The 18,875-nt window shown below is 64.5% G+C and carries 19 protein-coding genes; 6 read left to right on the top strand and 13 right to left on the bottom strand.

The window, feature by feature from the left end; genetic code table 11:
• The first annotated feature begins 1 nt into the window (after position 1).
• The 3 genes from RHO23_RS00095 (at position 2) to RHO23_RS00085 (ending at position 2,743) form a co-directional block, all read left to right on the top strand.
• Complete coding sequence (locus RHO23_RS00095) at positions 2-1,108, top strand: transglycosylase family protein (protein WP_064407858.1); 1,107 nt, start codon at positions 2-4, stop codon at positions 1,106-1,108.
• A gap of 127 nt (positions 1,109-1,235) precedes the next feature.
• Entirely contained in the window at positions 1,236-2,030 is a 795-nt protein-coding gene (locus RHO23_RS00090) for a class I SAM-dependent methyltransferase (RefSeq protein ID WP_423488486.1), read from the top strand.
• Between the two features lie 5 nt (positions 2,031-2,035).
• Positions 2,036-2,743: a class I SAM-dependent methyltransferase gene (locus RHO23_RS00085; RefSeq protein WP_264921837.1), complete on the top strand. Its 708-nt coding sequence runs from the start codon at positions 2,036-2,038 to the stop codon at positions 2,741-2,743.
• Between the two features lie 2 nt (positions 2,744-2,745).
• On the opposite strand, the gene RHO23_RS00080 is transcribed toward RHO23_RS00085, so the two are convergent.
• From RHO23_RS00080 to RHO23_RS00060, 5 genes are all read right to left on the bottom strand, one after another.
• Positions 2,746-4,053 (bottom strand): lipase family protein, encoded by a 1,308-nt coding sequence (locus RHO23_RS00080; protein WP_423488485.1) that lies wholly within the window; start codon positions 4,051-4,053, stop codon positions 2,746-2,748.
• Between the two features lie 87 nt (positions 4,054-4,140).
• On the bottom strand, positions 4,141-4,569 hold the full coding sequence (locus tag RHO23_RS00075; protein ID WP_057965687.1) for a molybdenum cofactor biosynthesis protein MoaE: 429 nt from the start codon (positions 4,567-4,569) through the stop codon (positions 4,141-4,143).
• Positions 4,566-5,051, bottom strand: a complete 486-nt coding sequence (locus RHO23_RS00070) for a MogA/MoaB family molybdenum cofactor biosynthesis protein (RefSeq protein WP_418035992.1) — start codon at positions 5,049-5,051, stop codon at positions 4,566-4,568. Before RHO23_RS00070 ends, RHO23_RS00075 begins: the two co-directional genes overlap by 4 nt.
• On the bottom strand, positions 5,036-5,470 hold the full coding sequence (gene moaC / locus RHO23_RS00065) for a cyclic pyranopterin monophosphate synthase MoaC (protein WP_423489293.1): 435 nt from the start codon (positions 5,468-5,470) through the stop codon (positions 5,036-5,038). Before moaC ends, RHO23_RS00070 begins: the two co-directional genes overlap by 16 nt.
• An 80-nt stretch (positions 5,471-5,550) precedes the next feature.
• Positions 5,551-5,724 (bottom strand): hypothetical protein, encoded by a 174-nt coding sequence (locus tag RHO23_RS00060; protein WP_044104154.1) that lies wholly within the window; start codon positions 5,722-5,724, stop codon positions 5,551-5,553.
• Positions 5,725-5,787: 63 nt separating this feature from the next.
• On the opposite strand from RHO23_RS00060, the gene RHO23_RS00055 reads away from it, so the two are divergent.
• The gene (locus RHO23_RS00055) at positions 5,788-8,013 is read left to right on the top strand and encodes a helicase-associated domain-containing protein (protein ID WP_064407852.1); all 2,226 of its coding nucleotides are present in this window, start codon (positions 5,788-5,790) and stop codon (positions 8,011-8,013) included.
• A gap of 21 nt (positions 8,014-8,034) precedes the next feature.
• Here RHO23_RS00055 and RHO23_RS00050 read toward each other — a convergent pair whose 3' ends face one another.
• Entirely contained in the window at positions 8,035-8,433 is a 399-nt protein-coding gene (locus RHO23_RS00050) for a DUF2628 domain-containing protein (RefSeq protein ID WP_030094315.1), read from the bottom strand.
• Between the two features lie 64 nt (positions 8,434-8,497).
• Here RHO23_RS00050 and RHO23_RS00045 point away from each other — a divergent pair, with 64 nt between their 5' ends.
• On the top strand, positions 8,498-10,150 hold the full coding sequence (locus RHO23_RS00045; protein ID WP_423488484.1) for a DNA repair helicase XPB: 1,653 nt from the start codon (positions 8,498-8,500) through the stop codon (positions 10,148-10,150).
• On the opposite strand, the gene RHO23_RS00040 is transcribed toward RHO23_RS00045, so the two are convergent.
• The 6 genes from RHO23_RS00040 to RHO23_RS00015 form a co-directional block, all read right to left on the bottom strand.
• Complete coding sequence (locus RHO23_RS00040; protein WP_423488483.1) at positions 10,110-11,255, bottom strand: acyltransferase family protein; 1,146 nt, start codon at positions 11,253-11,255, stop codon at positions 10,110-10,112. The genes RHO23_RS00045 and RHO23_RS00040 overlap by 41 nt on opposite strands.
• Positions 11,256-11,282: 27 nt before the next feature.
• Positions 11,283-12,632 carry a PA14 domain-containing protein gene (locus RHO23_RS00035; protein ID WP_423488482.1) on the bottom strand — a complete coding sequence of 450 codons (1,350 nt, stop codon included), beginning with the start codon at positions 12,630-12,632 and terminating at the stop codon, positions 11,283-11,285.
• A 23-nt stretch (positions 12,633-12,655) separates the two neighbouring features.
• Positions 12,656-13,141: an SRPBCC family protein gene (locus tag RHO23_RS00030; protein ID WP_423488481.1), complete on the bottom strand. Its 486-nt coding sequence runs from the start codon at positions 13,139-13,141 to the stop codon at positions 12,656-12,658.
• Positions 13,142-13,183: 42 nt separating this feature from the next.
• On the bottom strand, positions 13,184-14,665 hold the full coding sequence (locus RHO23_RS00025; protein ID WP_423488480.1) for a PA14 domain-containing protein: 1,482 nt from the start codon (positions 14,663-14,665) through the stop codon (positions 13,184-13,186).
• Between the two features lie 417 nt (positions 14,666-15,082).
• On the bottom strand, positions 15,083-16,084 hold the full coding sequence (locus tag RHO23_RS00020) for an LLM class F420-dependent oxidoreductase (RefSeq protein ID WP_423489292.1): 1,002 nt from the start codon (positions 16,082-16,084) through the stop codon (positions 15,083-15,085).
• Between the two features lies 1 nt (position 16,085).
• Positions 16,086-17,555: an FAD-dependent monooxygenase gene (locus tag RHO23_RS00015; RefSeq protein ID WP_423488479.1), complete on the bottom strand. Its 1,470-nt coding sequence runs from the start codon at positions 17,553-17,555 to the stop codon at positions 16,086-16,088.
• A gap of 65 nt (positions 17,556-17,620) precedes the next feature.
• Here RHO23_RS00015 and RHO23_RS00010 point away from each other — a divergent pair, with 65 nt between their 5' ends.
• Positions 17,621-18,289 carry a TetR/AcrR family transcriptional regulator C-terminal domain-containing protein gene (locus RHO23_RS00010; RefSeq protein WP_030094307.1) on the top strand — a complete coding sequence of 223 codons (669 nt, stop codon included), beginning with the start codon at positions 17,621-17,623 and terminating at the stop codon, positions 18,287-18,289.
• Here the strand turns inward: RHO23_RS00010 and RHO23_RS00005 are convergent.
• The coding region (locus tag RHO23_RS00005) for an MMPL family transporter (RefSeq protein WP_423488478.1) at positions 18,216-18,875 on the bottom strand (660 nt) is incomplete at its 5' end. The genes RHO23_RS00010 and RHO23_RS00005 overlap by 74 nt on opposite strands.

Raw genomic sequence — 18,875 nt, 5'->3', positions numbered from 1 at the left:
TATGAGTGGACGGCACAGTAAGCCCACCAAGGCGGGCGCTAAAGCGGCCAAGGTCGCGGTAGCAGGTGCAGGCCTTGTCGGTGGCGGTCTGATGATGGCCGCAACGGCCAACGCAGCCACCGATGGCGAGTGGGACCAGGTCGCGCGTTGCGAATCTGGCAATAACTGGGCCATCAACACGGGTAACGGGTACCAGGGCGGACTGCAGTTCTCGCCCAGCACCTGGATCAACAGCGGTGGCGGCCAGTACGCCCCGTCCGCTCACTTGGCCACCAAGGAGCAGCAGATCGCGATCGCCGAGAAGGTGCTCGCGGGTCAGGGCCGTGGAGCCTGGCCGGTCTGCGGTCGTGGCCTGTCCGGCGCCACCCCCCGGACCGCTCCCGCGGCGAACATCACCCCTGCCGCTCACCACGAGGAGCAGGCCGCTGCCGAGCCCGCCCCAGCACCCGAGCCCGCTCCGGCGCCCGAGGCTGATGAGCAGTTCGTCGCCGAGGCCCCCGAGGCACCCGTCGTGGAAGAGGCCCCGGCCCCCGAAGAAGCGCCTGCCCCCGAGGCCCAGGACGTCGACTTCCAGTCCGGCCCGGCGCCCGCCGAGCCCGCCCCGGCCCCCGAGCCCGAGGCTCCTGAAGCACCCGAAGCTATCGCCGCCCCGGCACCCGAAGCACCTGTCGTCGACGAGGCTCCCGCCCCGGAAGAGGCACCGGCTCCCGAAGCCCCCGCCGCCGAGGACCAGGTCCTGCCGTACGAGTTCCAGTCCGGCCCGGCGCCCGCCGAGCCCGCCCCGGCTCCCGAGCCCGCGCCGGCCCCGGCTGCTGCTCCCGAGATCCCGCTTCCCGCGGGTGTCCCGGACGCCGCGGACATCGGCTTCGCCGCCGGTAAGGCCGCGTTCGATGCCGGCCCGGTGGCCTCCAACGGTGTGCCGACCAGCCCCGAAGCGATCGCCGGTGTCGTCCGGCATCTGCCCGATCCGAACAACCTGCCCCCCGGTACCACGGACGTCGCGCCCGGCGATGGTCGCGGAGTGTCGTACCTCAAGGACATCGTCTTCGCCATGCAGACGCAGGATGTCAAGGCCAGCGACGCAATCCTGGCCCTGGCCCAGCGCTAACTCGTACACCAGACAATCGCCCCGGCCCTCACGGCCGGGGCGATTGTCGTTGCGGGGTAACCCTTTCGGCGCGAAGTGTAGGCCCAGTGTCAAGAGGGTTGACGCCCCAGCTTCGAGGCGTACTTTGGTGGGCATGACGGCACCGACCACTCCCCCGGACGTTCCCAGTCAAGAGACATTCGAAGCGGTCTACAACGGCAAACCCATGTTCGAGGGCGCCCCCGCCGCGGGCGTGCCCTGGGATATCAGGGACGCACAACCGCGGATCAAAGAACTCGCCGCGTACGGCGCATTGCGCGGAGAGATCTTGGATATCGGCTGCGGGCTCGGCGAGAACTCCATCTATCTCACTCAGCAAGGCCTGTCGGTCACCGGTCTGGACTTCTCTCCCTCCGCCATCGAGCAGGCGAAACAACGGGCCACCGCCGCGGGTGTGACCGTCGATCTGCAGGTCGCCGATGCGACAAAGCTTGACGGCTGGGAGGGGCGGTTCGACACCGTGATCGACAGCGCCGTGTATCACTGTTTCGATCACGAAGGTCATCAGCAGTACGCGAGCGCACTGCACCGGGCCACCCGGCCGGGTGCCCGCTGGTTCATCGCCTGCTTTGGCGACGGCACCGTCAATGGCATCGCGATGCCATTCGGCGTGCAAGACCCCGAAGAGATCAAGACGGTACTGTCCGACGCCAACTGGAACATCCAATACTTCGGCCGGACAACCTATCTCGGATCGCGAGCGGCATTCGTCGGTGCCGCGCTGGCCGGCATCGATCCCGAGCGGATGCCCGCCGATATGCGCGAGCGCTCTCAGCGCCCGGGCGTGGCAGAACAAGCACAGCAGACCTTCGAGCGTCTCCAGCAGCTGGATGACGACATCATCCACATGCCGTTTTTCAGTATCGTCGCAGAAAGAGGCTAAACATCATGACCGCACCCACCCAGAACACATTTGAGGATCTGTACCGAGAGAGCATCAAGGACGGCGGGCCCATCGTCCCGTGGGACTCCAAGGACGCCAAACCTCGCATCAAAGAACTGGCTCTACTCGGCGCGGTCCGCGGCGAGGTCCTGGATATCGGCTGCGGGCTCGGCGATAACGCTATTTACCTTGCCCAACAGGGCTTTAACGTCACCGGACTGGACTTCGCACCTTCGGCAATCGAACAAGCCAAGGGTCGGGCGGCCGCGGCAGGCGTCACCATCGACTTCCAGGTTGCCGATGCGACCGAGCTCGACGGCTGGGAATCGAGGTTCGACACCGTGATCGACAGCGGCGTCTATCACTGCTTCGACAATGAGGGAAACGCGAAGTACGCGAGTGCTCTGCACCGCGCCACACGCCCCGGAGCACGCTGGTACATATGGTGTTTCGCACACGGTGGAGTACACGGCGTGCCGACACCGTTCCAGAACGCCCTGCGGGCGGAGCAGATCGAACAGACGCTGACCGCCAATGGGTGGACCGTGCTGCAGCTGAATCCCACCACGATGGCCGCACCAAAGACCGAGTTTCTCAACACGATTCGCGGAACCTACCGCGGAGACCCCGAAATACTCGACCGGCTGGAACAAGATATCGACGATCCGCTGCTCTACATCCCCGTGTACACGGTGATCGCAGAACGCGCGTAGACCTACAGTTGGCGGCCCCCAAGTACGCGGGCCGCGGCCGCGGACATCACCGAGAAGGTCCATAGCGCGGGTATCGAGGCGAGCATGGATCCCACAGTGCGGGTACCGGATTCGGGTTCCATGCCCTCCAAGCGTTGCGCCAGCCAGCGCAGGGCGGCAGGTGCGCCCAGGAGGGCCAGTGACACATGCTCGCTGAGCATGTCGCGCCGGTAGGTGACGTCGGTGCCGTGCGTGGCGTAGAAATCGGCTTGGCGATCCACCTCGTCGATACCCACGAGCTGATCGCGCACTGCGGTGTAGATGTACACAGGGCAGGTTGGCGCCGCCTTGCCCAGACGCAGATCTTCACTCATGGCCGCGACATCGGGCAGCGCCATCAGATCGGCGATGGGCAGGTCTACATAGCGGTCGAGGTTACGCATCACATACCGTCCGACGGCCTGTCCCGTCGAAAGTCCCCGCACCGTCGTCATGATCTTCTCACCCTTGGGCGTAAGGTGTTGCGTCAAAACAGAATCCAGCGCCGGATAGCTACCGCGCAAGGCAGAAATGGCCGCGAAGCCCAGCCCGGCGAACAATCCTCCGTCGGCCCGATCCAAGATCTTGCCGGGGTCCGACGCCGGTGAGCCCAACGCCGCCGCGACGATGTTGAGCTCGGGAGCATAGCTAGGTGCCATTTCCGCCGCCCACGAACTGGCAAGCCCGCCACCGGAATATCCCCACAGCCCGATCGGCGTATCGGACGGAAGCCGCAGCTCGGCGAACTGTTGCGTGGCGCGCAAACCGTCAAGTACGTGGTAGCCGGGTTGACGCGCGACGACATAGCGGCCGGGCTGTCCACCGTGGTCCGCGACGCTCACGATCCACCCCTGCCGCAACCCGGCGGCCATCAGCAGCAATTCGATCTGTGGGTTGGCGAAAGGTCCCCGTGCACCCTGTAGCAGGCAATAGGAGGGAAAGCAGGATCGCTGACTGGAGTTGATCGCACACTGATACGCCAACAGGCGTGGAGAGTGCGGGTCATGGGTCGCAGGCACCAGCACCGTGGTAACCGAGACTTCAGGCGCGCCATGCGGATCTGTGGTGCGAAACAGCAACTGCCAGGCCGTCACTCGCTGACGTAACAGCCCCAGGAATCCGACGTCTGCCGGGCGGGCACGCAGAACTGTTCCGGGCTCAGCGTCCCAGAAGCCATCAGGTGGGAGATGAAAGGGATCGTCGTCGGGCCGCGCCGGACGTTTACCGGGGTGCGGGAAAATCTGGGGTGCAGGAGCCGTATTGCGGTGTCTCGGTTGCACTGGAGTGCTCATGAACCAAGGAAGTTACTGCACCCACTGGACCATCAGTGCCCTGATCTGGGTTTTTAGGTACCAGACCCCAATCGGTGACCGGATTTTTCAGGCCGACCCCACCCACTCGTCACTGCCGTCGGCGAAGAACTGGTGCTTCCATACCGGCAGCGCAGCCTTCACATCGTCGACGAGGCGCTGACAGGTGGTGAATGCCTGACGACGATGGTCGGCGCTCACCGCCACTACGAAGGCTGCCTCGCCGACTGTCAGTGCGCCGATGCGATGGCTCACCGCCACCGCGCGCACACCCTCGGCCTCCGCGGCGATGCGTTCCACCACATCGGTCAGCACCTGCTGAGCCGACGGATGCGCCGAGTACTCCAGCCGCAGCACGGTCTTACCCGCGTCGTGGTCACGCACGTTCCCTACGAATCCGACTGTAGCCCCTGCTGATTCGTGATCGACGAGTTGCTCGTGCTCGATCAGTGAGATGCGTTCCCCGGTCAATAGCGCTCGAGTGACGCTAGCGCTCATACGTGATCACCCCCGGCTATCTGGTCGAGTGCATGGCCCAGCACGCCCCCGAGCACCGCAAGCCCGTCGCGCACCCCGCCGGTGGAACCGGGCAGGTTGACCACCAAAGTGCGACCGGCGACTCCACACACGCCGCGGGAAAGGATGCTGGTGGGTACGGTCGGCAGTCCCGAGCGTCTGATCGCGTCGGCCAAGCCGGGTATCTGATGGTCCAGCAGCGCGGCGGTCTGTTCGGGAGTGACGTCCGTGGGCGACAGCCCGGTACCTCCGGTGGTGATGACCAGTGAAACCCGATCGGCCAACGCCGAACGAATGGCTTCCCCTACCGCGTCGCCGTCCGGCACGACGATCGGCCTTTCAACATGAAAGTCTTGCGCACCAAGCCATTCGGCGATGACGGGCCCCGTCTTGTCGGGGTATTGGCCGGTGGCCGCCCGGGTCGAGGCCACGATAACCCGCGCAGATCTCAGGGTCGGGTCCATGTTCCGGTCTTGCCGCCTTCTTTGCGCAGTACCCGGACATCGTCGATGCGCGATGCCGGGTCGACCGCCTTGACCATGTCGTGCAGGGTCAGTCCGGCGACCGTCACCGCGGTCAGCGCTTCCATCTCGACCCCGGTCCGGTCCCGGGTGCGCGCGGTGGCGGTGATCTGAACGGACCCGTTGGCGGTGTCGATCTGGAAGTCGACGTCGATGCCCGTGAGCGGTATCTGATGGCACAGCGGGATGAGCTCGCTGGTGCGCTTGGCGGCCATGATGGCGGCCAGACGAGCGGTGGCGATGGCGTCGCCCTTCGGGAGCGCGCCATCAGCCAGTAACTTCAGGACGTCCGGGGTGGTGACGAAGCATCCGGCCGCGACCGCCTCGCGTGCGGTGGCCTGCTTGGCCGACACGTCGACCATGTGCGCGGACCCGTGCTCGTCGATGTGGGAGAGACGGTCAGGTGGGGACCCCTCGCTGCCGCGAAGACCGTCGGACACCGTTACTTGTTGATGACGGTGACGGGGTGCACGTAGGGCACGGACTCCACCGGGAACTCGATGTCGCCGAAGGGTGACAGCGCTCCGGTGCGGTCGGCCGCGAGTTCGGAGACCGCGTGCTCACCGTCCACATGTGCGGGCCAGCCGTTGTCGACGTATTGCTCTTTGTCAGCCACGAAGCCATTGTGGCAGGCCGGGGGGCCGACGGCGAACCCAACCCGCCTCTACGCTGGTGACCGATGAGTGAGGATGCGGCATTGGCTACCTGGTTGCGCCAGCTGCCAGACGAACAGTTGGTGCGGCTGGTCCAGTTGCGACCCGATTTGGCCTCGCCACCTCCGGGTTCGCTGGCGGCGCTGGCGGGCCGGGCGCTCTCACGCCAATCGGTGCGCGCGGCGACCGACAGCCTGGACTTTTTGACCCTGGCGGTGCTGGACGCGCTGCTGGTGGCACGTGCGGACATCACTGGTGTTCCGCTCTCGGAGGTGCTCGCCCAGGTCGACGGTCGCGCCACTGAACTGCAGGTGCGCGCCACCCTGGATCGGCTGCGCGAGCTGGCGCTGGTGTGGGGGGATCGCGAACTGCACCTGGCGGGAGAAACGCGGTTGGGTCTGCCCTGGGTTGTTGGTCAGGTGATCAGCGAGCAGACTCCGGCCTCCTACGACGCTGCCCGTGCCGCCCTGGAAGCGACCGATGAACGCGGGATGGAGCTGCTGCGGGCGCTCATCGCGGGATCCCCGATCGGCCGCACCCGGGATGCTGCGCCCGACGCCCCACCAGATCGCCCGGTGCAGCGGCTACTGGCCGCCGGGCTGCTGCAGCGCATCGACGACGAGACGGTGCTGTTGCCGAGATTCGTGGCACAGCTGCTCCGTGGTGAGGAGCCAGACCGGCTGCAGCCCCCCATCGTGGAAATCACGACGGCCACCCAGGCTGAAGCCGACGCCGCTGCCGCCGGTGCCGCCCTCGATCTCCTGCGCGAGGTCGGCCTGCTGCTCGACGAGCTCGGGGTCAACCCGGCGCCGCAGCTGCGCAGCGGCGGTTTGGGGGTGCGCGAGGTCAAACGGCTCGCGAAGACGACGGGGATCGACGACAGCCGGATGGGACTACTGCTGGAGGTGCTGGCGGCAGCGGAGCTGATCGCGGTCGGTGACCCCGATATCGAGACCGATGCCGAGGGCTGGCATTGGGCGCCGACCGTACAGGCCGACCGTTTCGCCGAGCTGCCCACCGCAACCCGCTGGTTACGGCTGATGTCGGCCTGGCTGATGCTGGCGGCGCGGCCGGATCTGATAGGTAAGCGCACCAGCGAGGACAAACCCATTGCGGCGCTTTCTGATTCACTGCGCTCGACCGCAGCGCCACATGATCGCAAGCTACTGCTGCAGATCCTCGGCGAGCTGGAGCCCGGGCAAGGACTGCGGGCCGAGGAAACGTCGCGGGTAATGCGGTGGCGCCGACCGCGTTGGGGCGGCCGGCTGGGCGTGGAACCGGTAACGGCCCTGTTGTTCGAGGCGACGACAATGGGAGTGATCGGGCGCGGCGCTTTGACGACGCACGTGCGCACCTTCTTGGACAGTGCCGGCGATGAGGGCGCGACGCTGGCCGCGATGGACAAGGCACTGCCCAGCCCCATCGATCACTTCCTGGTGCAGGCCGATCTCACGGTCGTCGCCCCCGGACCGCTGACGCGCGAAGTGGAACTGGAGCTGACGGCGGTGGCGGACCTCGAATCGGCGGGGGCAGCCAGCGTCTTTCGGGTCAGCGAGGCAAGCATCCGCCGCGCGCTGGATTCGGGGCGGACCGCGACGTCGCTACACAGTTTCTTCGGTTCACGCTCCAAAACCCCTGTCCCCCAATCGCTGACGTATCTCATCGACGATGTCGCGCGACGGCATGGGCAGCTTCGGGCCGGGGTGGCCAGCTCGTTCCTGCGCTGCGATGACGTGGCCCTGCTGACGCAAGTGATGGCATCGGCCGTGGCCGAGGATCTGGGGCTGCGGCTGCTGGCGCCGACGGTCGCGGTGTCCTTGGCTCCCCTGGCCGAGTTGGTGGCCGGGTTGCGCTCGGCGGGCTTCGCCCCCGCCGCCGAGGATGCCACCGGAACGATCGTGGCGCTGCGGGCGCACCGCGCGCGGGTGACACCGCAGCCGCACCGGATGGGTTGGACGCCACCCGTGCTCAGCGAGCCCGCGGCCGCCGCGGTGGTCAAGGCATTACGGGCGGCTGGCGATCACGACGGCGTTCGCATCGAGCCGTCGCATGCGGTGGCCTTGTTGCAGCAGTCCGCCAAGGCTCAAACCAGCGTGTTGATCGGGTACGTGGACCCGGCCGGGGTGGCGTCCTCGCGCGTGGTCAATCCGATCAGCGTGCGCGGTGGGCAGCTGTCGGCCTTCGATACCGCCGCCGGGCGAATCCGCGACTTCGCGATTCACCGCATCACCGCGGTTTCCCCACCGTCCTGACCGTGACGGCTGGTTAACCCCTCAGCGGACACCCTCGAAAGGGTTCCAGGACTCACTCTTGCGCACCCAATGCAGGTAGTAGGCCTGGTTGGCGATTCCCATGAACAGCGCAGCAAAGCCAAAGGAGAACGCGCGCGTCACACTGTCGGAGGCTCCCAGCACTCCCAACGCGATGCTGACACTCACGGTGATCCCCAGCAGCACGAGGCCCTTGCGCCACATCCCCTTGACGAAGAAGTAGATCGGGCCAAAGAAAAAGGCCAGGAAATTACTGGTCAAGCGGATACGTGTCCAGAACGACCCGGCCCGGAAGATGGCATTGGCCTCTTCCTTCGTCGGTGCCGCAGCGTACTGGTCATAGAACGCGAACCGGCGCTGCCAAATCTCGGCCAGGGTGCTGCGGTCTTGTGGTGTCGTCACCGCAGCAATCTAGCAGGGCATACAGCACCCGCCAATGTCTCCGGGCATCACTATCCTGGACCGAATGACCGATGGACCGCTGATCGTCCAATCCGATAAGACCGTGCTGCTGGAGGTCGATCACGACCAGGCAGACGCGGCACGCCAGGCGATTGCCCCTTTCGCCGAGCTCGAACGTGCACCCGAGCACGTGCACACCTACCGCATCACCCCGCTGGCGCTGTGGAACGCCCGCGCCGCCGGGCATGACGCCGAGCAGGTTGTCGACGCCCTGGTCACCTTCTCCCGGTACGCGGTACCTCAACCGCTGTTGGTGGACATCGTCGACACCATGGCCCGCTACGGACGCCTGCAGCTCGTCAAACATCCGGCCCATGGTCTGACGCTGGTGAGCCTGGATCGCGCCGTCCTCGAAGAGGTGCTGCGGCACAAGAAGCTCGCCCCCATGTTCGGCGCCCGCATCGATGACGACACCGTGCAGGTGCACCCCAGCGAGCGTGGCCGCGTCAAGCAGCTGCTGCTTAAGATCGGCTGGCCGGCAGAGGATCTCGCGGGATATGTGGACGGTGAAGCGCACCCGATCAGCCTGGCTCAGGATGGTTGGGAGCTTCGGGACTATCAGCAGATGGCAGCCGACTCGTTCTGGGCGGGCGGTTCCGGCGTGGTGGTACTGCCCTGTGGTGCCGGTAAGACGCTGGTGGGTGCCGCGGCCATGGCCAAGGCCAAGGCGACCACCCTGATCCTGGTGACCAACACCGTCGCCGGGCGGCAGTGGAAGCGGGAGCTGATCGCGCGGACCTCGTTGACCGAAGAGGAGATCGGCGAATACTCCGGTGAACGCAAGGAAATCCGGCCGGTCACCATCGCGACCTATCAGGTGATCACCCGGCGCACCAAGGGCGAATACCGTCACCTGGAGCTTTTCGACAGCCGGGACTGGGGCTTGATCGTGTACGACGAGGTGCATCTGCTGCCCGCTCCGGTGTTCCGGATGACGGCCGACCTGCAGTCGCGCCGCCGCCTCGGACTGACCGCCACCCTCATCCGGGAGGACGGCCGCGAGGGCGACGTGTTCAGCCTCATCGGGCCCAAGCGTTATGACGCACCGTGGAAAGACATTGAGGCACAAGGCTGGATCGCCCCCGCTGAGTGCATCGAGGTGCGGGTCACCCTTACCGATAACGAACGGATGATCTACGCGACGGCCGAGGCCGACGAGCGATACAAACTGTGCTCGACAGCCCACACGAAGATCAACGTGGTGAAGTCGATCCTGGCCCGCCATCCGGGAGTTCCTTCGCTGGTGATCGGCGCCTACCTCGATCAGCTCGACGAGCTGGGCACCGAGCTCGGCGCCCCGGTGATCCAGGGCTCCACCAAGAACGCCGAGCGCGAAGCGCTCTTCGACGCTTTCCGTCGCGGGGAGATCGCCACCCTGGTGGTCTCCAAGGTAGCCAACTTCTCCATCGACCTTCCGGAAGCAGCTGTAGCGGTTCAGGTTTCGGGTACGTTCGGGTCACGCCAAGAGGAAGCGCAGCGACTTGGGCGGCTGCTGCGGCCGAAGGCAGACGGCGGGCAGGCTTATTTCTATTCGGTGGTGTCGCGCGACACCCTCGATGCCGAATACGCCGCCCACCGGCAGCGATTCCTTGCCGAGCAGGGCTACGGCTACCGGATCACCGATGCCGACGACCTGCTCGGACCGGCAATTGGTTAGCGGTCCGGGACAGTTCGTCACCGGATCGCTCCGCAGGTGATTCGAAGCGGCGCTTGATGCGCAGTAGAGGGGTCTCGAAGTACCGGAAGCTGACATAGGCAACGGCGACGACGAGAACCGTTGTCCCGGCGCACAGCACCAACCCTTGCTCCTCGTGCACCACGCGGCGAACGACGTTGGCGCACAACATGTGCATCAGGTAGATCCCATAACTGATGACACCGATGAATGCCAGCGGCCGCCAGGTCAGCACTGGGTGCATGAGGGTGTCCTCGCGGATGGTCACGGCGGTGACCGCGGTGACCATGATGACCTGTATCGACCAGGGCGGGGCACCGCACCACAGCGCGCCGATCATCGCCGCGAGCACGGCCGGGGCCGACCACCACCACCCCAGCACCGCGGAGACTCCCGCGTAGCCACCACGCGTGTTCACCACGATCGCGGAGGCGGCACCGAGCAGGATGGGCAGGGACAGGCTCGCGAGAATGCGCCAGGGCAGCACCCGGGTGTCCAGAAACATGCCTGCGCCCACCGATACCGCGACCAGGATGAACAGCACGGCAAGCGGGGGCCCGATTCTTCCCTTGCCCAGGAGCAGCGCGCCGGCCAATAGGGGCGGCCACAACACATAGAACTGTTCCTCGGTGGACAGCGACCACGAAAAGTAGAACGGCACCGAGGTACCGGCGGACAGGTCGACGAACCAGTTGACGGTGTAGGTCAGGAACGCGGGCAGGTTCCGGAAGAATTGCTCGCCCTTCGGCGTATCGCGTTCGGTGGCGAACACCAGCAGGACATACAGCGCCAGCACCGCGTAGTACAGCGGGAAGATTCGTAACGCCCTGCGCGCATAGAAGTTTCGCAGCGAGATGTCCGCCGTGCGATCTCGTTCACGCATCAGCAGCGTGGTGATGAGAAAGCCACTGATCGCGAAGAAGAAGTCCACGCCCATGAATCCGCTGTGCGAGATCCTCGGACCGGGCGTCCCTGATGTGTGGTGCCAGATCACCGCCAGGACGCTCAGCGCCCGCAGGCCATCCAGGGCCCCGAATTTTCTCGTGGCCAGAAAGCACTCATAAGCAGCCACAGAGCGTCGCGACACCGAAAGAAGGGTATCAGCGTTACCAGACTAGCGCTGCTGTCGGCAGCCCTGGTCCGCAGCGGTGTCCAGCTGGATATCCGTGGAGCTGATCGACGGCGTGAGGAAACGAAGATGCCCGATCAACTCGCGCGGCAGATCGTCGACCCGGATCGGGTACCGAGTGCCGTCGATCACGCTGCGCGCCGTCAGCGAGAAGGTCTTGGCGACATCGGCGTCGAACGCGCCGTACTTCTGCAGCGCCGTCGCAACCATCTGCTGGAAGGGGCTCAGTTTCAGCGTCCGCAAATCCAGGGCCGGATCAAGCTGAATTCTGATCCCCTCCGGCACCCCATCGGGGACCGTGCCGTCCGACCGGGTACCCGGGTACACGTAGGTGGGGGCGTTGATCGGGATGGCGAATCTCAGTGCGTGATCAATCACGCCGGCTTGCACATCCTCCGGCGTGATCAGCCCGGCCAGGTAGGACAGCTCGCCGCCCGAATGCGCGGGCCCACTGACATGTCCGCCCGATCCGGTGTTCACCCGGTAGGTGGCCTGGGCAATGGCCGACATCGCATCCGGCTTGAAGGACTGGAACTCGTACTCACACCCGGTGGTGTCGTCGATGATCGCGATATGGGCGTCGGCGTCCTGGGTGGGCAGATAATGCGGCAGGTAGGGGATCTCGATCGACTTCCCGCTGTTGCGGACGGCGACGATCCGTGTCGGGGTGCCCGCGGGCGCGTGGTAGACGGCGGTGGTCCAGATGTCCTCGTTGACGTCGATTGCCTTGACATCCGGGTGATGCATCAGCGCGGCAACCCAATTCGGCGAACGCGGGTCGACCGCCGGATTGGGCGGGAGGGGCTGATTCAGGAAGGAATTCGCCGCAAAGTAGTTGCCGTTGCCCGAAGCCGGACCAAGCGCGACCTGAGACACCGAGAACTCTTGTACCGCAGGCCCGCTGGCCCCGGCATAGCTGACGCGGACCGCGTGTACACCAGCCTCCACGGTGCGTGTGGCGAGATCGGTCCCCCAGTCCCGGGTATCGGCATGATCGAAGATCAGCTCGCCATCCAGCCATACACGCGCGACGACACCACCGCTCATCGAGGCGATCTGATACTGACCCGTCACCGGGAATCGCAACGAGCCGATGGCGTCGGCCGAGAATCCGTCGGCCTGTACGCCCGGTGCTGGAGATCCCGCGAAGTTCCCACCGACCGAGTACTCGCATCGAGCGAGCACCGCGGTGCCCGAATGCTCGGTGTTGTTGTAGTACCGCGTCCAGTATTGGCCTACATCGCAAGGATTCTGGGCTGCCGCATCCGTCTCATTCCGGGCAGGCGCGCACGCCGCCACCACCAGGAACACCGTAAGCAGAACGAACGCACGCACGGATTCACTGTACGGGCGAACTCTTACCTTCCGGCGGCGGCAATCTTGTCGAAGTACCGCTGAGTGCGCTTCATCGAGAATCCGACGATGGCGTTCACCGCGGGGGTGGCATTACGAATCGGTCCCGTGCCGTCGATGGCCCATGCCCAGGTGAAGTCGGCACCGCGATCCGTCGGCGTCACCACGTAGTCCTCGGCGAAGGCACGCAAGCCGGGAGCAGGCACCGGCATGCTCGTCACGTAGAACGCCTTCCGACGTCCTTCCTCCCAGAGGAAGTAGTGCTCGTTCACCTTGGGTCCCACAGCCGGCCCGATCTTGCGCACCGCTCCGACCCCGGCGCGCGGGCTACCCCACACAACCCTGATACCCGGCGCCAACCACCGCAACGTGGTGTCGTTGGTCAGCTCACGCCACAAGGTGTCGGCGGACACCGGTACCGAGATGGTGTGACTGGCTCGCACGGGAGCACTGGACAGGAAGGCTTCATCGACTGCGTCAAGCGAAGGCATTCCCGTAACTTACGGTATCGGTTGGGTTGTAAACAATGGGCCCTACTGCTGTTGCGCACAGGTCTGGTCGGCCTGCTCGTCCAACCGGATGTCAGTAGACGCCACAGTGGGTTTGAGGAACTGCAGATGCTGGATGAGGGTCTGCGGCAACCCCGAAAGTGGCAGGTTGAAAGGCGCTGAGGCCATGGTGTTCTCGGTGGCGACGGCGAGCACCCCGGCGGTATCGGCGTTGTAGCCGCCGTAGTTCTGCAAGGCGATAGCCACCATCCGCTGAAACGGAGTCAGGGCGAACTGGTCCAGATTCAGAGACGGGTCGAGTCGCATCCTGGTCCCCTGCGGAATGCCGCCGGGCGTGGTGCCGTCGGAACGGGTGCCCGGATAGGCGAATCGTGGTGAGCCGATAGGCAGCGCATAGCGCAGCGCATGGTTGATGCCGCCCGCGTTCACCTCGGACGATCTGATGAGCCCTGCCAGCCAAGATAGCTCGCCGCCCGCATGGGCCGGCCCCGATGTGTGTCCGCCGGTGCCCGTGTAGGCGTGATACGAGGCGGAGGCCACCGCCGAGGAGGAATTATTGAACATCTCCAGCTCATAGGCACATCCCTTCGCCTGATCCACGATGATCAGCGCGCTGTCACCGTCAGGGCTCGCCCTATAGGACGGCAGGTACGGAACCGTCAGGTACTTGTTCGAGTTTGTGATCCGGATGGCGCGGGTAGGGGTGCCCGCTGGCGCGACATAGATGGGTTGCGTCCACGTGCTGCTGTTCAGCGAGATGCCATTCTGGTTTCCCAGCATCGCCACCCAACCGTCGGAGCGAGAGTCGATCTGGGCGTCGGCGGGGATCGGTGTGTTCCAGAAGGAGTCTGCCGAGAAGTAGTTGCCATTGGTACTGGCCGGGCCCGGCCCCATTTGCGAGACGGAGAAGAACTCGAAGGAATCGCCGGACGACTTCCAGAAGGCAACCTGAACCGCGTGATCACCCGCGGTGACGTTCTTGGCAGCTAGATTTCGGCCCCAGCTCACCGCCCCCTTGTCGATCACCAGTTGTCCGTCAAGCCACACCCGCACCGCCATGTTCCCGGTGTCCGCACTGAACACGTAGTTGCCACTGACCGGAAAGTGGATCGTTCCGGCATATTGGGCACCCCAGTTCGACGTGTTGACACCGGATACCGGTGCGGCACTTCGGAAGTAGCCACCCACCGATGTCTCGCACTGTCGCACCACCGGGTCACCGCTCAACGCGGTGTTGTTGTAGTAGCTGGCCTGGTACTCATTCACAACGCAGTCCGAGGACGGCGCCGTGGTGGTTGTCGGCGTCGTGGTGGGCGCGGTCCACACCACCGTCACCTTGTCCAGCACCAGCATTCGCCCGCAGAAGAAGGTGCTGTACGCCGCGCTGTTCGTAATGGTGATGGAATGCGCCCCTTCGGCGATGGACAAATCCACCGTGTAATCGGTCAGGCCATTTGCCGATACGGTGAAATTGCCCACCTCGGCATTGTCGACGCTGATGCGCATGGCCGGCGCGCCCAAACATTGCTGCCCACGCGCCCGAATAACTATTCTCGACGAAGTTTGGAGCCACACCGTGTTTGTGGCAATAGCATTCTGACCGTATAGGCCCAGGAGGGTGCCACCGGACGCGCTACCGTCCGCCCAGGCTCCCCCGCCGCCGCTGGTATAGGACATCGATTCTGCTTCGATGGCCGTATCTGCTTGCGAGACAGATGGAAATGTTATCCCGATGGTCACTAGGACGGACACGACAACCAAGAACCGTAGAACTCTCATGAGCGTGAACACCCTGTCCGATAGCAGGCGTAAAACGATTCACGCGCAAAGTACTATCGGATTAATTCGAATCACCAGAGCATTCGTTCAAGCGATATTCTCCGGCGATGAATCCGTAATAGACAAAGCGTCTAATTAACTCAATTACACACGGGCGGCGACTATTTCGCGCACAAACAGGTCTATCCCGGAACGGTCGTACGCCGCTTCCGGAAAATTGCATATCGCATAGCCCAGACCCAGTCTGCGGAACTGAGCCAGACGCTCTGCGATCTGCTCGGGAGTTCCGGCGGTCGCGGTCAGATTGCCAACCGTGACATCGGCGATGTCCTCGCCGACAACCGGCACCAGCCGCGCCTTGATGGCAGCCAGCCGGTCCGCCACCTCGGCATCGTCGGCACCGATGACGACGTTGATGTTGGCGCTTCGCACAATCGCATCGAAGTCGGTGCCGATGTCCTTACAGTGCGCCGCAAGAATTTTCGATTTGTGTTCGAATTCCTCGGGAGTCTGCCCGAAGTTGGTGTACTGGGCATAACGTGCCGCGATCCGCAACGTCACCTTCTCGCCGCCACCGGCGACCCATAGCGGAATGCCCTTGGGCTGCAGTGGCTTGGGCGCCACGATGGCGTCGTCGACCTGGTAATAGGTGCCGTCCAGGGTGACACGCCCATCCCGCCAGGCGTCACGCATGATGCGCACCCCTTCGCGCAATCGGCCGAGGCGCTCGGCGGCGTCCGGAAAGCCGTAGCCGTAGGCGCGCCACTCGTGCTCGTACCAGCCGCCGCCGATGCCCATCTGGGTGCGTCCGCCCGAGATGATGTCCACTGTCGCGGCGATCTTCGCCAGATACACCGGGTTTCGGTATCCCATCGCCGTACACATCTGCCCGAGCTTGATTCGCGAGGTCACCGCCGCGAAGGCGGACATCAGCGTCCACGCCTCATGAGTCGCCTCGTCGGTGGGTACCGGCACGGTATGGAAGTGGTCGTAGACCCACACCGAGTCCCACGGCCCGTCCTCCGCATAGCGAACCAGATCACGCATGACGTCCCATTGACAATCGGGCGCGATGCCTACCAGATCCAGGCGCCAGCCCTGCGGGATGAAGACTCCGAACTCCAGTGTCTCGGCCACCCGCGCCACACTACGCCGGGGCGGGAGATCCCACCCAGCGGGTGAGCGCTTCGCCAAGGCCCGCATCGGACCCCTCCCCCACCCAGGCGACGTACCCGTCGGGTCGCACCAGCACCGCATCCGGCGCCGAGACCTCACCGAGCACCGGAAGATCCCATGCACCTGAGTATTTCGCGTCAACCAGCTGAACCCGGTCGGCCCATCTGTCGACGTTCAGACTCTGTGGCTCGCCAAAGTTGAACACCACAGCACGGGCGGCGTGCAGGTAGGGGTAGACGCGGGTGGGCCCATCCGGGGTGACCACGTCTAGGTCCGGCATGCGGCGCCCCAGCAGCGGATGCCCCTCGCCCAGCTCGTAGTGGATGTCCAGGCCGCTCATCATGCCGGCGATGCGCTTGCGTGGCTCATCCATCGCCAGCAGGTCGGCCACGATGTCACGCAGTGCATCCATCCGCGGCCCGGCGTCGGACAACGGTGTTTGGGCCATGGTGTTGTGCAGCACCCTTTCGGCCACCGGATGGCGCTCGCAGTGGTAGGTGTCCAACAGCGAGTCGGGGGCTTCTCCCTTGATCACCGCCGCCAGCTTCCATCCCAGGTTCACCGCGTCCTGAACACCGGTGTTCAGCCCCTGTCCGCCGAACGGGAAGTGAATATGCGCGGAATCTCCGGCAAGGAACAAGCGACGGTCGCGGTAGCGGTCGGCCTGGCGAGTCATATCGGAGAACCGCGACATCCAGCGTGGACTGTGCAACCCGAAATCCGTTCCGGCGATGGCGATGAGCGCTTCCTTCGCCTCTTCCAATGTCGGCTCGACACCCAGTCGGTCAAGATCGGTGCTGAACACTAACCGGCACCACCCCTCTTCGAAGGGCAGGATGCCGAGGAACGATTGTCCCGGCTTGCGCAGCAGACCGAACTCGAGCGGTTGCTCGGTGATCTCGGCGTCCACCAGCATCGCCGAACACGACGGATCATGTCCGGGAAACCCGATCCCCGCCGCCTTACGGATGGTGCTGCGCCCGCCGTCACATCCGATCAGGTAGAGCCCACGCAGCGCACTCCCGTCGGCAAGCTCCACATCGACACCGGAGTCGTCCTGGGTAAACCCGACGACCTCGGCGTTGTAGTAGATCGGCACGCCGAGGTCGGTGATCCAGGCCGCCAAGGTCTTCTCGGTGTAGTGCTGAAGCAGGCCCAGGGCGTAGGGGTGACGGGTGGGGAAATCCTCGATGCTCATGAAGATCCCCGAGAAATGGGTGACCTGGCCGGTCATCCCCTGAGAGAGGAATCTCTCGGCGATCCCACGCTGATCGAACACCTCAATGGTGCGCGAATGCACGCCCGCCGCACGTGATCCCACCTCTTCGTGGCTGCCCCGGCGTTCCAACACCGCAACGTCAATACCGGCGAGAGCCAGCTCACCGGCCAGCATCAGCCCGGTTGGGCCTCCACCTGCGATGACCACTGCATGCTCGGTCATAATTCTCCTTAACGTCGTTATTGGTATTGACTCCATAATTACTTTAACAATGTTAAGGTGTCAACGTGATTTTGAATCGGGAGACGATCGCGCGAGCCGGGCTGGCCCTGCTCGACGAAAAGGGCAGCGACGGCCTAACCATGCGGGCATTAGCGGCATCCCTCGGCGTGCAGGCACCGGCGCTGTACTGGCACGTGAAGAACCGGCGCGAACTCATCGACCTCATGGGTGAGGCGATCATGAGCGATGCCCATGATGCCTTCGACGACACCTCGGCGCCATGGGATATCTTCCTGGCCAACGGCGCTCGTGCACTACGGCAGGCGATGCTGCGCTACCACCAGGGCGCCCGGATCCTGGCAGGCACCTTTGTGACCAACGCCGCCGACATGCTGGAGCCGATGCTCGATGCCATGACGTCGGCCGGGTTCACTGTTCGCGAAGCGGCCCGACTATCTCCCGTGATCCACCACTACACAATCGGTTTCACCATCGAACAACAGGCCCGCGATGGCTCGGAATATCCGGGGCCCAATCCGTACACCGAAGAGAATCTGATCGCCAAGCTCGATCTGCAGAAGTATCCGGCGATCTTGGAGGTCTTCTCGGAGCTTTATGAGCCCGACTTCGATGCCGACTTCGAGGACGGACTCGCGATAGTCATCGACGGCCTGCGAGCTCGGCTTCGCGGGAAACGGAAATCAGCGGCTCCTCGGGTATCGGATCGCCGCTAGGACACTCGGGCTCCTCCAACTCCGGCGTTGCCGCATCCTGATCGTCAACCTTCGAGCGCGAAAAATGCTTCTGGAACCAAGGTTCCACGATCGCAGAGGGCCACCAGTTGGCCTGCCCACACAGCACGACCAGAGCAGGAATGGTGATGGTGCGCACCAGGAAGGTGTCCAGGAGCAGGCCCATGCCGATGATGAAGCCCGCTTCCACCATCGACTGCAGGTTTCCGATCAGCAGGCCGAACATCGACGCGGCGAAAATTACTCCGGCAGAGGTGATCACACCGCCGGTCGACTTGACCGTTTTGATGACCCCGGAACGGATACCGTCGGGCGATTCGTCACGGATGCGCGAGATGAACAACAGGTTGTAGTCCGCGCCCACCGCGACCAGCACGATGAACGCCATGCCCGGCACACTCCAACTCAACGGTTGTCCACCGATGAACTGGAACGCGATCACCCCGATACCCACTGCCGATGCGTACGAAATGATCACCGAACCAATGAGATACAGCGGAGCGACAATGGCCCGCAGCAGTGCGACGAGGATGAGCAGCACCACGATCACCGTCAGCACGATGATGAA

This window comes from Mycobacteroides sp. PCS013 (genome assembly GCF_049532645.1).
GTDB classification, from domain to species: Bacteria; Actinomycetota; Actinomycetes; order Mycobacteriales; family Mycobacteriaceae; genus Mycobacterium; species Mycobacterium gwanakae.
This window is presented reverse-complemented; position numbering and strand designations above follow the sequence as displayed.

What these genes read in the sequence shown, in the direction of transcription:
- RHO23_RS00045 (WP_423488484.1), top strand. Translation starts at nt 8,498, where the DNA reads ATGACCGATGGACCGCTGATCGTCCAATCCGATAAGACCGTGCTGCTG.
- moaC (WP_423489293.1), bottom strand. Translation starts at nt 5,470, where the DNA reads ATGGTCGACGTGTCGGCCAAGCAGGCCACCGCACGCGAGGCGGTCGCG.
- RHO23_RS00030 (WP_423488481.1), bottom strand. Translation starts at nt 13,141, where the DNA reads ATGCCTTCGCTTGACGCAGTCGATGAAGCCTTCCTGTCCAGTGCTCCC.
- RHO23_RS00015 (WP_423488479.1), bottom strand. Translation starts at nt 17,555, where the DNA reads ATGACCGAGCATGCAGTGGTCATCGCAGGTGGAGGCCCAACCGGGCTG.
- RHO23_RS00080 (WP_423488485.1), bottom strand. Translation starts at nt 4,053, where the DNA reads ATGAGCACTCCAGTGCAACCGAGACACCGCAATACGGCTCCTGCACCC.
- RHO23_RS00070 (WP_418035992.1), bottom strand. Translation starts at nt 5,051, where the DNA reads ATGGACCCGACCCTGAGATCTGCGCGGGTTATCGTGGCCTCGACCCGG.
- RHO23_RS00095 (WP_064407858.1), top strand. Translation starts at nt 2, where the DNA reads ATGAGTGGACGGCACAGTAAGCCCACCAAGGCGGGCGCTAAAGCGGCC.
- RHO23_RS00085 (WP_264921837.1), top strand. Translation starts at nt 2,036, where the DNA reads ATGACCGCACCCACCCAGAACACATTTGAGGATCTGTACCGAGAGAGC.
- RHO23_RS00075 (WP_057965687.1), bottom strand. Translation starts at nt 4,569, where the DNA reads ATGAGCGCTAGCGTCACTCGAGCGCTATTGACCGGGGAACGCATCTCA.
- RHO23_RS00055 (WP_064407852.1), top strand. Translation starts at nt 5,788, where the DNA reads ATGAGTGAGGATGCGGCATTGGCTACCTGGTTGCGCCAGCTGCCAGAC.
- RHO23_RS00025 (WP_423488480.1), bottom strand. Translation starts at nt 14,665, where the DNA reads ATGCGCATCAGCGTCGACAATGCCGAGGTGGGCAATTTCACCGTATCG.